Below are 14526 nucleotides of genomic sequence, written 5' to 3' on the forward strand. Positions count from 1 at the left end.
AAACTGGACCGTTTATAATGAGAGTTTTCCGCGCTATTTTCCTGGCTGGGAGAAGGAGTGGAAGGCATGAAAGCATCGAAGTTTTCGGACGCTCAGAAGGTGTTTATTCTCAAGCAGGGAGATGACGGCGTTCCGGTAGCGGAAATCTGTCGCAAGAGCGGGATCAGCCAGGCAACTTATTTCAACTGGAAGAAAAAGTATGCAGGTCTGCTGCCTGATGAGATACGGCGGCTGCGCGCCTTGGAAGAGGAAAATACGCGGCTGAAGAGGATTGTTGCAGACCTCACGCTTGATCGGGAGATGTTGCAGGATGTGATCCGCCGAAAACTTTAAGGCCTGCGCGGAAACGTGATCTGGTGGCGGGAATGCTTGTTGATTGGGGAATATCGATCCGACGGGCTTGTGCAGCACTAAGCTTCGAAAGATCGACTATCAATTACAAGTCCCGCCGCACCGTGCAGGCCGCTGTTGAGAAGCGGATCAAAGAGATTTGTGAAACCCGTGTGCGATAGGGTTACCGTCGCGTACACGTCCTGCTTCGTCGCGAAGGCTGGACCATCAACATGAAGAAAACACGTCGAATATACAATGAGTTAGGACTTCAGCTCAGGAATAAACATCCGAAACGTCGTGTCAAGGCCAAGCTGCGTGAGGATCGTCAACAAGCGATCGGGCCGAATGATGTTTGGGCGATGGACTTTGTGCATGATCAGCTGGCAACAGGAAAGAAACTCCGGATTCTGACTATTGTCGATACGCATTCACGCTACTCGCCGGCAACCGATCCGCGCTTCAGTTATCGTGGTGAGGATGTCGTTCAGACACTTGAGAAAGTGTGTCGTCGTGCTGGCTATCCGAAGACAATAAGGGTTGATAATGGAAGTGAGTTTGTTTCGCGTGACCTCGATCTGTGGGCCTATGCCAACAAGGTCACACTGGACTTCTCCCGACCCGGAAAGCCGAGGGATAACGGGTTCATCGAAGCCTTCAACAGTAAGCTTCGCGCCGAGTGCCTGAACGCACACTGGTTCTTAACGCTTGAAGATGCGCGCGAAAAGTTGGAGAATTGGCGTCGACACTATAATGAGGATCGTCCTCACTCGGCAATCGGATATAACGTGCCGATTGCCTTGCATAATCCCGATGGCGTCATCAGCCCGCCATTGGCATAAGAGCCGGAAAATTCTAATTCCCGGCGGTCCAATCTTGGGGCTCAGTGCAGAACGAATGGCCGCCTCGGGGCAAAACGCCTCTCCACTTTTGTGAAGCAAGTCCCATCGCTAACAGGTCACCACAGATGCTGACTGACGAGCACTGGGCAATTGGGGTCGATCTGTCTGGCTGAAATGGCAATTCCCCGAGCGTCCTGTTTCGAAACGAAACGACCTTTACTGGTCAGAAAGCCCTCCTGCTCCGACACGATTGTCTGCCCCATCTCGCGGAAGATTCCCGTTACAAGATCATCGTGTCGTGCTGGAGGTGGCATCGTGCTGACGAGGCTCCCCAGCTTCACGGCTACAGCAACGATACGTTCTTCAGATATGGACTCTTCGGGTTTTCTGGCTGACAATATGGAAAAGAGATTCATCAAATCACACCTCGGTTTTACAGAGTTCGAAGGTTCATAGGCTCTGTAAATAAGCAATTCTTCAGATTTACATGGATGGGTGAAGCACCAGCACGTTCTATCCCGGTACAGCTGTATCTGAACGGAATACCTCGCCAATGAAGAAAATCATATGTGAGTAAGTTTAAGCTCAGGCTCATATGAGCCTGTGTAATTATGGTAAACCTCAGAGAACCATAAACTCCTGAAATCGTTCAACCTGCTTTGGTTCGGCTCCAGGCCGGTTATGGCGCGTCACTACGCGACATGACAAGCTCCACGATAACTTTGGTGACTTTATCAACGTTGCTGTAATTAGGGCACGTTTCGATCTGATTGAATCAGATCGGCGCTCTAATTCGTTATTTTAACGCGCATCTGTTCTGAAGCCGTTTCACACTTTTCGGTATACGCTCTGATAATGGCGCAGATCGCTACCATGATCTGGCTAACCTTTATTTTTCGCCCCATTTCAGTTGTTCGAGCATTGCAAACAACCTGTCGTTATCCTGGCGCAATTTTGCCGCCAGTTCGCGCTTCAAATTAGCATTTTCGATTTCGAGATGACAACTCAGCCTGAATATCAGGCTTACCGACAATTTGATTATTCAATTTTTGTTTTTGTGGAAACGCTTTTTTCATGTGATTTCGACCAGATCCCCTATTCTCATTGGCAATAATTTCTACTGGCATGCCCCGGTCTTGTGGCTTTTCTGTTTTGATTGCCGCTTCTCGTGGTTCTGCGACCTCAATCTTGATGTCCTCTGGTTCGCGTGGATTGTCCATAAGATTGGCAATGACCGGTTCAGCAGGCGGCATCAAATTTTCTGGCTCTGCCATGTTTCCATTGGTCTCAGTCAGATCAGGCGTTTTGCGAGCTTGTGACTTGTACTGTGAGGTATCCGTTTCCACTTCGCGGGCAATCGACTTCAAATCGAGACTTCCCCACACAGATGCTTTGGCCTTGCGAGCACGTCTATTCTTATATTCAACAACAACGTTGAGATTGGATTTTTTCATCCGTGAATAACTTTCCTGGTGAAGGTTTTACAAATACCTATAGATGGTAGCTTCCTCTTTTAAAGATTGTATATAGCGTCCATAGGATGATCAAGGCTTCTAATACAAACCCGGCTCTTCAGAGCCAAGGATGGTACCCCGCTTTATTTTACATTAAGTTTTGATCTATATTTTGAATGCCAGAAAATATCGTTCTTCGAACTAGGAGGAATCTACCATGACTGACGAAAAAATTGCAGATACAAACCAAGCTGTTCGCAAAACGGCTAGATCTGTGGACATTACAAAGAAGACCCGCGCACCCCGCAAGAAAGCTGAGCCAAAACCCGCAAAGAACAAGACAGCTAAAATAGCTGCAAAAACAGCGCCTGTTATAGCGGAAAAGGCGGCACGCAAAAGCAAGCATTATACTCCCGCTCAGCGGGCTTCCCTCCTTGCGGACATAGAAAATGCGACCAGGAATGGCAAGTCTACTCTGAAAGCTGTACTGCAGCAAACCAAAGTTAGTGAGCAGACCTATTATAATTGGAAGAATGCCGCGAAAAAGATAGCAGCCGACTCCCCTGGCGATGATCTGAGTGCCTTGATTACCCTGGAAGCTGAAAACGTCAAGCTGCGCAAGGAATTAGCCATCAAGCTGAGGACAGAAAACGCAGAACTGCGCAAGCGCCTCGGTAAGGATTAGGAAAGTCCCGGTTCCGGTTGGGCAAGCAAGGGGGATCGATCTCTTCCATGATCTCTAGTCCGCAAAAAACGGTGCTGTTGAGCTATCGTCGAACAGTTGCTGGAAAGCGGTGGAGTGCAGGAGAGAAGTGCCACGCGTCGAGCGATGGTGAACTGGTCGGATCTTGCAACAGCCACGGCATGGAGGGAACGAAGCAGAGCGTGTCTCCCGGCACAACGCAAGTGACGAGGGAGCTACTGTAACTCTCTGGCAAGGCCGCGAAGATCAACGTGCTACGGCTGGCAAGCTGGTGATTGGATCACCGCTCATCTTGCTGATGGTATTTACTGCCATGTAACGGGACCGTTGCACTGGCTTGCTGCCGGTTTTTTGGACACCGAGTTGGAGCGCGTTTCGATCTGAGTGGTTCAGATCGGCGCTCCTGATCTTTAATGCGCATCTTTTGCGATAGAAGCAGGATCGGCAATCATTCCAGTGGACTGATTGCCCTGCGGAGGCGTTTCACACTTTTCGGGATGTGCTAATCCGACCCTGTTTTCAAATTCCATCGCGCTGAGGGAGCCCATTGTCGAATGCCGACGCTTCGGATTATAGAAGCGCTCGATATAGTCGAACACGTTTGCCTTTGCATCGCGGCATTGGTTCCAGACATTGCGGGATCGGCTCATCGAGCAGGTTGGACTTGCTTCGCTGTATTCATGCGCTCCAGTTTCATTGAAAACACCTTAACCCGGTGTCCACGAAGACGGCAACAGGCCACCAGGAACAATCAAAGTGCGAGCGTAGTCTTGCGCCTTTCTCAGTGTAGTCTGGATGCGATTTTGCTGGAAAGCTGGTCTAGTGCAGCGCTCATAGCCAAGACCTGGCTTCGGGGCGTTGCGTCACAGGGGCGTATTGTAATCGATGTCTGATCGGCAAGGCTGGCAAGGCCATGTCGATAGTGTATTTGCCATTGAGCATTTAACACAACCAGATCGTCGGTCTGGACATCAAAACGATCAATGGAAAGTGAAAGTGCTATTTCTTCTTTACCAGTTGTCGTAAGGCTGGTGGTTATCGTCGATCCGTCTGGCAAGCGTCGCCGCAAATTTTCCGCTAACACACGCTGGATCATTGCCCCCATGGGCTCTCCCCAACGCTCAAATTCAGAAATTCCCAACTTCACACCATCCGTACGCCGTACCAATTGAGGGCGATCGAGGTATTTGGCTATATCCACGGTTTCGATCAAGAGGGAAACAGATTTTCCCGATAGCTGCCGCGTGGTTTGGGCCATGAGCGTGTATGTTGTGGCCTCAGGGGAAGCGCAGGAAGCGATCAAAGTTAAAGCGAGAAGGCCGATGATATAGCGAGGAGTAGCAGAGATAAATGACATCAATTGGTTCCCGTCGACTTACCCCTGATCAGAGCTTCAGGGTGTTGAGCAAGATAGTCGGAGACCACGCGGATGGAGCGCATGGTATCGTCAAGTTGTGATATAAGGCGTGTTATTTCGCGCTTGAAGCTGGACAAGTTGCCATAGCCTTGCTCGAACGAGCCGACGCCAGTATTGATTCTTTTCATTGTTTGTTGGGCCGTGTCGAGCGCGGGTCCCAAATTCTTCAGTAGAGGGCGCAAATCGGTTTTGGTTTGGGTGACCAACTCGTTTGCCGCCGTCAAAGTGCTGGCAAGCGAGGTCATTGATTGCTTTAGTTCCGGGGCAACGGCAAGGTCCTGGAATGACTTCAATGTATCCGTGGCTTGGATAGTCAGCTTATCGAGAGGCATTTTGGAAATGCGATCCAAAACATCATTGACCGAACGCAACGCCGAATCGAATTGATTAGGATCGGTGGGGATCACCGGGTAAGTATCGCCTTTGCCGAGTTCTTCCTTTTTTGCATTTGGTTCCATTTCCAGAGCGACAACACTTTGCCCTGTCAGATAATTGCTTGTTTTGAGCTGGGCACGCAGGCCTTTGGATACGGCCGATTTCAGCGCGACCTCTGGATCGATGGCTCCTGTCACGCCTACGAGCTCTGCACGTTGGGGTTCAATTTCGATGAGGACCGGTGCACGCAAAATATTCTTAGCGACATCATACTGTAGCCTGACATCGACTACCCGTCCGATTTTCAGTCCGTGCCACTCAACATTGGAACCTGGCGCAAGGCCGCCGACTGAAGAATCAAAATAGACCAGATACTTTAGGCGAAGTGTATATTTGGCTTCATCAGCGCTCGTTTGATCGCGATAAAGTCTGAAGGTTGTGCCAGGTGCCGCGCGTTTCTTAACAGAAGTACCAGATAGAGTGTCAAATGCGATTCCACCCGCAAGAAGAGCCTGGATGGAATCCAACTGAAATCGAAACCCCTGCGGGCCCGTGGTGAGCGAAACACCGGAAGCATTCCAGAAGTTAGTGTTCGTTTGAACCTGATCGTCGTAAGGCGCTTGCACAAAGGCGCGAACAGTAACGCCCTCAGCCAGGTTGGAGGTGTGGTAGCCGAGAACCTGGCCGACTTGAAGGCCACGATAGAAGATTGGCGATCCAGCACTGATTGAGCCAATTTGTTCAGTAATCAAAGAGAATTCAGTGCCCGCTTCCCCGGTTAGAACGACAGGCGGGGTGTCCAATGCAACAAAATCGCTCATTGTTTCGCCGCCTTTTCCTGGGTCTAACTCGATATAGACCCCCGACACAATCGTTGACAGCCCGGAAATGCCTGAACTCGCGGATAAGCGCGGTTGGACGACCCAAAACGAAGTGTTTAGTCGCAAAAGTGGTTCTGCCTGTTTTGTCATTTCGGCAGTGGCAACAACATGAGTACCATCTGGCGATAGCGAAATGGTTTTAACATGGCCAAAGACGATCGCTTTGTAGCGAATTTGCGTCTTGCCGGGTTCCAATCCCTCTGCTGTGCGCAAGCTGATCGTTATGAGCGGTCCCTTTTGTGATAAAGAGCTCCAGCCGAGATAAAGCGCAATCGCTGCCGCTAGAACAGGAATGACCCATATGGGAGAAAAGCGGCGTGGCGGACTTATTCTGGATGTAGCCAGATCGCTGGCTTGAGCGTCGGAATCAGTCAATCGATTGTCTTTCCATAAGGAGGGGTTGCGACGTCCCACATGAGCCGAGGATCGAAGGTCTGCGACGCGATCATGGTAATAATGACAACGGCGGCAAAGGCAACAGCACCTGTTCCAGGTTCAATAGTGGCTATCTGACCAAGTTGAACGAGCGCGGCCAATATCGAGAGGACGAATATATCTATCATTGACCAACGCCCAAGAAATTCAATCAATCGGTAAAGGGCTGTCCGTTCACGAAGCCGCCATGCCAGACCGCGTTGAGTGGGGACCAACAGCAGTATCAAGCCACACAGCTTGAGCATTGGTACGAGAATCGAGGCAAAGAAAACCAGAATAGCGAGTGGCCACATGCCGGAATCGGCGAGGCTGATAATTCCGCTTAATATAGTCTCAGCTTCGCTCGCTCCGAGAGACGTAATAGTCATCACTGGCATAAGATTGGCTGGGATATAAAGGATGGCAGCTGTGATAACCAAAGCCCAACTGCGGGTTAAACTATTATGCTTTCTTCGATGTTGGAGGGCTAGAGGGGGTGCATTTGAGAATGCTGCTGCCTTACAATTGTCATTGCCGGGCGGGGTTTCAGATTGATGTGCCTGGCTCTCGTCCCTCTTAGCCAAAGCTTTGTGGCGCTCCAAATGGCGCAAAATCGATTCATGGTCAGCCAGAGCGTCACAGGCAACCGTTGCTAGCATCAAGGCCACTAAGGCGAACACACCCGTGCCAAGTTCGACACTGGCAAGATCGATAAGCTTCACATAGGCCACGATCAGACCGAGCATATAGACCTCTATCATTGCCCAACGATTGACCAGGCTGGCATGGCTGTGAAGTGCGATCAACCAAACAGCTGGTGGTCGCATATGCAAACTTGTCAACGCTGCCAGTTGGGAAAGAAGCTTGATGCCTGGCGCTATCAACATAGTGAAAGCAACGACAAGGGAAAGAAGCCACTGTCCTTGATCATATAAGGAGATGATACCGGTGACGAGGCTTGCCTCTTGCGCCCGCCCACCGATTTCCAGCTTAATAAAAGGCAGAAAATTCGCCATGATAAAGCAGATCGCGCCGACGCAACCATAGGCGTAGGCATGACGTAATGAATAGGAACGATAATGCTCTAGCGTCGCATTACAGCGGGTGCATCGGGCGCACATGCCATTTTCCAGGTGCGGCACATTCTGAACGAGACCACAGTCGTGACACTCGAGGAGGTATCCCACACTTTGTTGTGAAATTACATGAACGGACATTTTATGCAGATAAACCTAAAATGAGATAAATATTTTAGCGTTTCGTAAAAAATAATATTAATAATGTATATGAAAATCTGTTCATTTTTAAGGCGTACTGGCAATACATAAATTGCTGGCGTTTAAGCTATCCTAAAAATAATAATTAAAACAAATCTGATATTACTGAATTCATTAAATTTATCAATCAGGATTATTCATAAGAGTGTTTTTACAACCTACTCCAGTAAGTTGCTCCAAGCAACTGTGCCAGGAGCAAATTATATACCGGAATGGAAAATTTGGCGCTTTTAACGGATTGACACTACCGGATTCCCCGAATTCCAGCTTTGAAATTGGCTGCGGCAACAACTTCATCCACTTGACCAAGTCGTTTCAATCAAAATATATTTTTGAAGGCGCTCAGTTCATGGCGTCGATGCGTTACTGTCTCGCCGCACGTTTTTTTGCTTCTCCAGCATCTCACGTGCAAACGCCCGGTGAACTTCGTTGATGGGCTCAACGGGGTTTCCCGCAAGATCATGCCGCATCGCTCCCTTCTGTATGCATGCTAATCGGTAGAAGGTGCAACGCGTATAGCGATTAATCGCTTCGTTCAGTATTTTTCTGGAAACATTTTGCTTTATCAGCCTTGCAAAAGCTGGTCCCGCACCCAATTGCAATGGATAAATCACGTCCCCTTCTTTAGCCGGCAGAACAGCGACTGGTTCACAGAGGAGATCATTAATCGCCTTGGCCATTTCACAGGCATATTTACGTGCAATCACAGGGCGCAAACCGGTCTTTTCCAGATTTTTCATTTCTGTTAATTCTTTGTCGTCCAATCGATTGGCATCCTGCCTCTGCGTCATCGCTGTCGTTCCCTATGATGATTACTCCTGAGACTGTCAGCGCGTTCTTCCTGTCGGGATCGGCGCTGGCGAACAGGAGACAAGCAGATGAAATAGTTATTCTATTCATGGCTGATTTGCCGTCCGCAAGCAAGCTCTCCCAAACCAAGAGCGGGCACTTAATAGGAGGCTGATTCCTGAGTGTTGTAGCAATTACATTGGCGAAGTATCATGTATATTGACATGCTTGCTCTCTTCTCAAAAAATAAAGCAGTATGTTTTTCAGGGACAGATTATTTCCATTCGAACAAGGGTGTAAGTTATGAAATTATTTCGCTCCGTTATCAAATCGCTGATCACACCTCGTCGCCAAAACGACAGAAATGGTGTGAATATACTTGATGCCCGGCAGGTAACAAATGGGGCATTGGGTTTGCACTTTGAAGTACTTGGCTTTTGGACGGACTGATGTTCTGCCGTACGAATTGAACTGCCCCCACCCATTTGGGGTGGGCGGCGCAAAGGTCATGAAGAAGTCCTCGTTGTCAGGACGAACCTCTGACGGAAATTGACTGGGGGATTACTACGTATTGTTCGTTTTAACCTTTGGTCTGCAGCCAAAAATGAGGATACAAATTGACCATCAAATGCATGACCCGGCACGTGGATTGAATTTGACGTTTGAACCCCGGCTGACACATATGCTGTTTCAAACTCAAATTCGAAAAATCTAATAGATGTATATACTTGCTGGTGATCTTTCTAATCGCGACATTTGTACAGCGCCTGGAAACCAGGGATGCAAATGCTGGAATCAGGCTACCTGGACGCAAGGGCTGCCTTGCGACAGCGCGGATGAGCCGGCGAACTGCAGAAATTGCCGCTCCGAACCTGGATTGCCGGTTTTTGGATCAGGCACCAGTTGGCAACACAATCTGGTACGGCTCGGCTGAAATTGAGCCACGGAACCAATCCAGCTATGTGTTTTGGAGCAAATCACAAAGCCCTTTCCTCGCTATCTGGATGTGCTCTCGATAGCCTGTAAGTCCAATTAAAAAAACGATGGGTCCAGGGCTCGTCTGATTTATAAAAGTCTCGAGCCCTTCGAGGAGCTTATCTATCATAGTCACTCCATTTGAGCCTCCTGAACGGCAAGCTCTTTGGTTATTAGCCCATGCGAGATTTGTCATGCATATAGGCCATTTCAAGAACCTGCAGCCTTCATTTCGTCCGGCTTACGTTGATTTTACCGAGCATGATGTTCCGGCCGGATTTGTGTCCATGAAGAGTATACACAAATTGCAGGGGAACCGCGGAGAATTTTTTCTTTCGTCCCATGCAACGTATCTTCAGATATCGCGGCCACTTCATAGTGCCCATGACCTGGTCTTTTGCTTTCGAAAGGGACGATGGTGGCTCAGTGACGATTATTCAACGCTTGCAGATATGTTTGAAGAGCTCCTTGTAGATCCTGATTTCATTGCCGCTTATTTGTCGTCTTCCGAAGAAGCAACCGACAAAACCCCTTTCATTGGCATTCAGGGAATTATGCCGGGAACAGTTGTTCGTTTGGACAAAGACGGCGGTTATTGTGTGTTGGTGACGAGTGAGGGGGAGGACGCCCCCTTTGGTGATAAGGATATTCCACACAGTTTGATCAAATATATCGACCAATATAATACGGGTCATAGAAGATTTCTTATCGAATTGTCTGGTGGTCTGGATTCAACTGGATTGCTGTATACCTCGCTCGAAGCAACGAAGGATCCTGCAAGCGTATTGTGTGTAACATATGTCGATCCATACGTTAAAAACGGGCGGGATGTCAAAGCCGCGGAAGGCTTGTGCCAGCGCAACAATGTCGAACACATAACTCTTCCAGTCCACCCGGAAGGGATGATTTCCAAGGCGCTCACAGCGTACACACAAAAGCCACCGCGTCCTTCGCCGTGGTTGCTGTTCACGGCCCTGCAAATCTCGCTCCGTGAACACATCAATAGCTTGCACGGGGAGATAGCTGTTTTAAACGGGCATGGAGGCGATCACATTTTTTTGGCATGTCCTACTACAAGTGCGGTTCTTGATTACCTGTTACAGAGGCCGCCCCATCCAGGAAGAGCGCTTGAGGTTGCAAAAACGCTCGGTGTCTTACGACAATTCTCCTGGTTTGGCATGGCGCGTCAATGTCTGGATGAAAGCTATAAACTGTTGTCGGCAAAATTTGGGGCTCTTCCTGCATCAGCTCGTTTCTCTGATCCCAATCGAAGCATATTAACCGATGAGTGCCTGCGCAAAAGCGCGGCCGGACGGGCGCGCATAGCACAGCTTTTGCAGTGCGGCTCCAAAGAGCATCCAGTCAACCGGCGACGCCGACAAGCAATGAACGCGGTGCATCACGGCTCGATTGATCGTATAACGGATAGTAACTGCCCCACGCTCTATCCTTACCTGAATAGGACGTTGCTCTCCTGGGCGTTGCATCGGCCCGACAGTGCGACGTTCAGTACTCAGTTCAATCGGTTGCCGCAGCGGCGAAGTTTCTACGAGCGGTATGGAGATGACGTTTTTTTTAGCCAAGGCAAAGGCCATTTGAACGGGCTGGTACAACGCATGTTTCGGGAGGAAAGTGACGAAGTTACTCATCTGATCATGAATGGCGAGGCAGCCCGACATGGTTTTGTTAACCCTGAAGGTTTGTTTTGTGACATGGAACGTTGCCGATTGGGTGGAATACCCCCGACGCCCGCAACTTTCCTGGTAGCATCGTTAGAACTCTATTACAAAATCTGGCGACGGGTTTAAATATGTCGGCCCTCAAGGATCACTGCTTTTCATGCTTCACGCGAGATGGCGGCATCATTTTCGACAGCCAGACTGATCGCTATTATATTCTTACATTGGCTCAAACAGAACTTATACAGCAATCGCTATTCTATGGAAAATCCTCTCATTTGTTGCCCTGTGAGATTAGAGGACTATTCCATGATAATATGAAAAATTTTCAAGGGGACCAGGTTTGTTCCTCCATCGCAGACGGGATTCATGATTACATATGGCGGTATATCCCCTTTGACAGTGCATCTTATGCCAGGAAAAGCCCTGTTTTAAGGTATGCTTTGTGGGTATATTTTATTCAACTTGGTATAAAGACGCGAGGTATCGTCAACACGTTAACAAAAATCGGGAAAGTTCAAAAAGTGCTTACGAAATTGTTGCCGCAAAGAGAACTTCCATGTGTGGCAGATCAAATAATGACCGCGGCCCGCTTGTCACCATTTCGCTTCGAGTGCCTAGAGTTTGCAATTGCTATGCGATGTTACGCCGAGGCAAAAGGGTATAAAAACACAAAATTTTGTCTCGGTGTTCAACGATTCCCGTTTCTTGCCCATGCCTGGGTGGAACATGATGGAATTCCGATTGGCGATGCAGTCGATCTCCGTGATCGTGCTGCTATTATATTTGAGATGTGAGTGGGATAACACGTCGTTGATGAATATGTTTCGGCACAGTCGTATAAATCAGGTTGCTGTGTTCGCCGTTCGCGCGACGACCTCTGCCAGCTTTCGAGCGTAAGCGCTGTCCTGACCCCACCTTCCGGATCATCGCTTGATCATTGATGTTCAACCTCGAAAGAGGGCTAGGACATATGTCGATTTCAGAACTTACGCTTAAATCCAAGGATGAGCCGATACGCCGGTTTGAGGTGTTCACAGGCAATGGCCGTCGTCGCGAATGGAGCGACGATCAGAAGGCGCAGATCATTGCGGAGAGTTGCGAGCCTGGCGTCACGGTGTGCTCTGTGGCGCGGCGGCATGGATTGACGCCGCAGCAGTTGTTCACATGGCGACGGCTCGCCCGAAAGCCGCTTGATGTGTTGTCGGTGCCGGAGCAAGCACCAATGTTTGCACCAGCAGTCGTCGTGTCGCCCGAGAATTCGGAACCGAAGAGGGCGCGGCAAGCACGTTTGCCAAGAAGAACTTCTCCGGAGGCGGCCATTGAATTGCGGATTGATGGAGCCTGGCTGCGTATTGCCTCTGGCACCGATGCTGCAACCATTGCCGCCGTCATCCAGGCGTTGAAGGCTCAGTCGTGATTGGCCCGTCCGGTGCGGTAAAAGTGATGATCGCCACCAAGCCTGTCGACTTCCGCAAAGGTGCTGAAGGATTGGCGGCATTGGTAAAGGCCCAGATGGGTGCCGACCCGTTCTCGGGCACGATCTACGTATTCCGGGCCAAACGAACGGACCGGATCAAGCTGATCTTCTGGGACGGCAGCGGCGTGTGCCTGGTCGCCAAGCGGATCGAGGATGGCGAGTTCCATTGGCCTCGAATGCAAGACGGTGTGATGCATCTGACGGCCGCCCAGTTCTCGGCTCTGTTCGAAGGATTGGACTGGAAACGCGTGCATGCGCCGAGCGAAACGCGCACGCCGATAAAGGCCGGATAACGGGCGCGACCAATTGAATCAGAGCCATTCAGCGTCTCGCTCCGAGCGGCAAAATATGCTGTTCTCGATCCATGACGATGACGGCAGACGAGCTTCCGGATGACCTGAACGCGCTGAAAGCAATGGTGCTTTCGCGTGAGGCGGAGAATGCCCGCCTGCGGCAGATCATCAAGGAATTACAGCGTCACCGCTTTGGTCGACGGGCAGAGACGCTTCCAGAGGACCAGCTTCTGCTTGGGCTTGAAGAGGCCGAACAGATCGAGGCTGCCGGGCTGGAAGAGAAGGAACAAGGCTCGACTGCTCTGCGCCAGGCGCAGGTCGCTAAACGGCGTACGAACCGGGGTTCACTGCCAGCGCATCTGCCGCGCGTCGAGATCGTGGTCGATATCGATAACCATGCCTGCCCCTGCTGCCGCAACGACCTGCATCGGATCGGCGAGGATGTCAGCGAGAAGCTCGATCTTGTGCCCGCCCAATTCCGGGTGCTCGTGCTGCGCCGCCCGAAGTATGCCTGCCGGGCCTGTGAAGAAGTCGTTGTCCAGGCTCCGGCCCCGGCAAGGCTGATCGAGGGCGGCATCCCGACAGAGGCAACCGTCGCCCAGGTGCTGGTATCTAAATATGCTGACCACCTGCCGCTGTATCGCCAGGCGCAAATCTACAAGCGTCAGGGCATCGACCTCGACCGTTCGACGCTCGCCGACTGGGTCGGTCGCGCCGCCTGGCATCTACGCCCGGTCCATCAGCGGCTGCTCGATCATCTGAAGTCATCGTCCAAGCTCTTCGCCGACGAGACGACGGCCCCGGTGCTCGATCCGGGACGTGGCAAAACCAAGACCGGCCAGCTTTGGGCTTATGCACGAGATGACCGGCCGTGGCAGGGCGATGACCCGCCCGGTGTCACCTATGTCTATGCGCCAGATCGCAAAGGCGAACGACCGATGGCCCATCTCGACGGCTTCGTCGGCATCCTGCAGGTAGACGGCTACAGTGGATATCGCCCGCTCGCGGCAAAGAACACCGTGTCGCTGGCCTTCTGCTGGTCCCACGTTCGACGCCGCTTCTATGAGCTTGCTGCCGCTGGTCCGGCACCCATCGCCAGCGAGGCGCTGCGACGCATCGGCGAACTTTACAGGATCGAAGAAGAGATACGTGGCCGGCCCCACGAGGAGCGTCGTGTCGCCCGTCAGGAAAAAAGTCGTCCGATTACCGACAGCCTCGCTCCCTGGCTGCGTGAACAACTCGGCTACATCAGCCAGAAGACAAAACTCGCCGAAGCAATCCGCTATGCCTTGTCACGCTGGGACGGCTTGACCCGCTTCATCGACGATGGCCGGATCGAGATCGATTCCAACGTCGTCGAACGGTCAATCAGGCCAATTGCCCTCAATCGCAAAAATGCGCTATTTGCCGGTTCTGACGCCGGGGCCGAACACTGGGCGACTATCGCCTCGCTCATCGAGACGGCAAAGCTCAACAATGTCGAGCCACTGGCCTATCTCTCAGACGTCCTCACCAAGATCGTCAACAATCATCCAAATAGCCAGATCGACGACCTGCTGCCTTGGGCCTATGCCGCAACGCACGATCTCAAAGCCGTGGCCTGAAAACAGCGCTTAC

12 protein-coding genes and 2 pseudogenes are annotated in these 14526 nt (G+C 50.8%); 7 read left to right on the forward strand and 7 right to left on the reverse strand.

The window, feature by feature from the left end:
* Positions 1 to 66: 66 nt before the first annotated feature.
* Positions 67 to 1172: pseudogene (locus ACTJKP_RS24605) on the forward strand (IS3 family transposase).
* 116 nt (positions 1173 to 1288) lie between these two features.
* Here ACTJKP_RS24605 and ACTJKP_RS24610 read toward each other — a convergent pair.
* Both ACTJKP_RS24610 and ACTJKP_RS24615 read right to left on the reverse strand, forming a co-directional pair.
* Positions 1289 to 1588 (reverse strand): hypothetical protein, encoded by a 300-nt coding sequence (locus ACTJKP_RS24610; RefSeq protein ID WP_440632544.1) that lies wholly within the window; start codon positions 1586 to 1588, stop codon positions 1289 to 1291.
* Between the two features lie 561 nt (positions 1589 to 2149).
* Positions 2150 to 2626, reverse strand: coding sequence for a hypothetical protein (locus tag ACTJKP_RS24615; protein ID WP_440632545.1), 477 nt, complete (start codon positions 2624 to 2626; stop codon positions 2150 to 2152).
* A gap of 217 nt (positions 2627 to 2843) precedes the next feature.
* On the opposite strand from ACTJKP_RS24615, the gene ACTJKP_RS24620 reads away from it, so the two are divergent.
* A complete protein-coding gene (locus ACTJKP_RS24620) occupies positions 2844 to 3311 on the forward strand; it encodes a transposase (protein WP_440632546.1) in 468 nt (155 codons plus the stop codon).
* Positions 3312 to 3841: 530 nt separating this feature from the next.
* Here the strand turns inward: ACTJKP_RS24620 and ACTJKP_RS24625 are convergent.
* From ACTJKP_RS24625 to ACTJKP_RS24645, 5 genes and pseudogenes are all read right to left on the reverse strand, one after another.
* A pseudogene (locus ACTJKP_RS24625) lies at positions 3842 to 3943 on the reverse strand (IS3 family transposase); the annotation flags it as partial.
* Between the two features lie 167 nt (positions 3944 to 4110).
* A complete protein-coding gene (locus tag ACTJKP_RS24630) occupies positions 4111 to 4686 on the reverse strand; it encodes a PqiC family protein (RefSeq protein WP_440632547.1) in 576 nt (191 codons plus the stop codon).
* A complete protein-coding gene (locus tag ACTJKP_RS24635; RefSeq protein WP_440632548.1) occupies positions 4686 to 6377 on the reverse strand; it encodes a PqiB family protein in 1692 nt (563 codons plus the stop codon). The genes ACTJKP_RS24630 and ACTJKP_RS24635 overlap by 1 nt, the downstream gene beginning before the upstream one ends.
* The gene (locus ACTJKP_RS24640; protein ID WP_440632549.1) at positions 6374 to 7537 is read right to left on the reverse strand and encodes a paraquat-inducible protein A; all 1164 of its coding nucleotides are present in this window, start codon (positions 7535 to 7537) and stop codon (positions 6374 to 6376) included. Before ACTJKP_RS24640 ends, ACTJKP_RS24635 begins: the two co-directional genes overlap by 4 nt.
* Positions 7538 to 8040: 503 nt before the next feature.
* Positions 8041 to 8457 carry a ProQ/FINO family protein gene (locus ACTJKP_RS24645; RefSeq protein WP_440632550.1) on the reverse strand — a complete coding sequence of 139 codons (417 nt, stop codon included), beginning with the start codon at positions 8455 to 8457 and terminating at the stop codon, positions 8041 to 8043.
* Positions 8458 to 9651: 1194 nt separating this feature from the next.
* Here ACTJKP_RS24645 and ACTJKP_RS24650 point away from each other — a divergent pair.
* The 5 genes from ACTJKP_RS24650 to tnpC all read left to right on the forward strand — a co-directional run bounded on the left by ACTJKP_RS24650 (position 9652) and on the right by tnpC (position 14513).
* Positions 9652 to 11265 carry an asparagine synthase-related protein gene (locus ACTJKP_RS24650; protein ID WP_440632551.1) on the forward strand — a complete coding sequence of 538 codons (1614 nt, stop codon included), beginning with the start codon at positions 9652 to 9654 and terminating at the stop codon, positions 11263 to 11265.
* 2 nt (positions 11266 to 11267) lie between these two features.
* Positions 11268 to 11933, forward strand: a complete 666-nt coding sequence (locus ACTJKP_RS24655) for a lasso peptide biosynthesis B2 protein (RefSeq protein WP_440632552.1) — start codon at positions 11268 to 11270, stop codon at positions 11931 to 11933.
* 176 nt (positions 11934 to 12109) lie between these two features.
* Positions 12110 to 12556 (forward strand): IS66-like element accessory protein TnpA, encoded by a 447-nt coding sequence (gene tnpA, locus ACTJKP_RS24660; protein ID WP_181375986.1) that lies wholly within the window; start codon positions 12110 to 12112, stop codon positions 12554 to 12556.
* Positions 12553 to 12909: an IS66 family insertion sequence element accessory protein TnpB gene (tnpB, locus tag ACTJKP_RS24665; protein WP_109366349.1), complete on the forward strand. Its 357-nt coding sequence runs from the start codon at positions 12553 to 12555 to the stop codon at positions 12907 to 12909. The genes tnpA and tnpB overlap by 4 nt, the downstream gene beginning before the upstream one ends.
* 71 nt (positions 12910 to 12980) lie before the next feature.
* The gene (tnpC, locus tag ACTJKP_RS24670; RefSeq protein ID WP_121539677.1) at positions 12981 to 14513 is read left to right on the forward strand and encodes an IS66 family transposase; all 1533 of its coding nucleotides are present in this window, start codon (positions 12981 to 12983) and stop codon (positions 14511 to 14513) included.
* Positions 14514 to 14526: the final 13 nt, after the last annotated feature.

Origin of the sequence: Brucella sp. 22210 (genome assembly GCF_052045675.1) — a bacterium.
Taxonomy (GTDB): domain Bacteria; phylum Pseudomonadota; class Alphaproteobacteria; order Rhizobiales; family Rhizobiaceae; genus Brucella.

Excerpts from the sequence above, each read along its gene's own strand:
- tnpC (WP_121539677.1), top strand. The coding sequence starts at position 12,981 with ATGACGATGACGGCAGACGAGCTTCCGGATGACCTGAACGCGCTGAAA.
- ACTJKP_RS24655 (WP_440632552.1), top strand. The coding sequence starts at position 11,268 with ATGTCGGCCCTCAAGGATCACTGCTTTTCATGCTTCACGCGAGATGGC.
- ACTJKP_RS24640 (WP_440632549.1), bottom strand. The coding sequence starts at position 7,537 with ATGTGCGCCCGATGCACCCGCTGTAATGCGACGCTAGAGCATTATCGT.
- ACTJKP_RS24610 (WP_440632544.1), bottom strand. The coding sequence starts at position 1,588 with ATGAATCTCTTTTCCATATTGTCAGCCAGAAAACCCGAAGAGTCCATA.
- ACTJKP_RS24620 (WP_440632546.1), top strand. The coding sequence starts at position 2,844 with ATGACTGACGAAAAAATTGCAGATACAAACCAAGCTGTTCGCAAAACG.
- ACTJKP_RS24630 (WP_440632547.1), bottom strand. The coding sequence starts at position 4,686 with ATGTCATTTATCTCTGCTACTCCTCGCTATATCATCGGCCTTCTCGCT.
- tnpA (WP_181375986.1), top strand. The coding sequence starts at position 12,110 with ATGTCGATTTCAGAACTTACGCTTAAATCCAAGGATGAGCCGATACGC.
- ACTJKP_RS24615 (WP_440632545.1), bottom strand. The coding sequence starts at position 2,626 with ATGAAAAAATCCAATCTCAACGTTGTTGTTGAATATAAGAATAGACGT.
- ACTJKP_RS24650 (WP_440632551.1), top strand. The coding sequence starts at position 9,652 with ATGCATATAGGCCATTTCAAGAACCTGCAGCCTTCATTTCGTCCGGCT.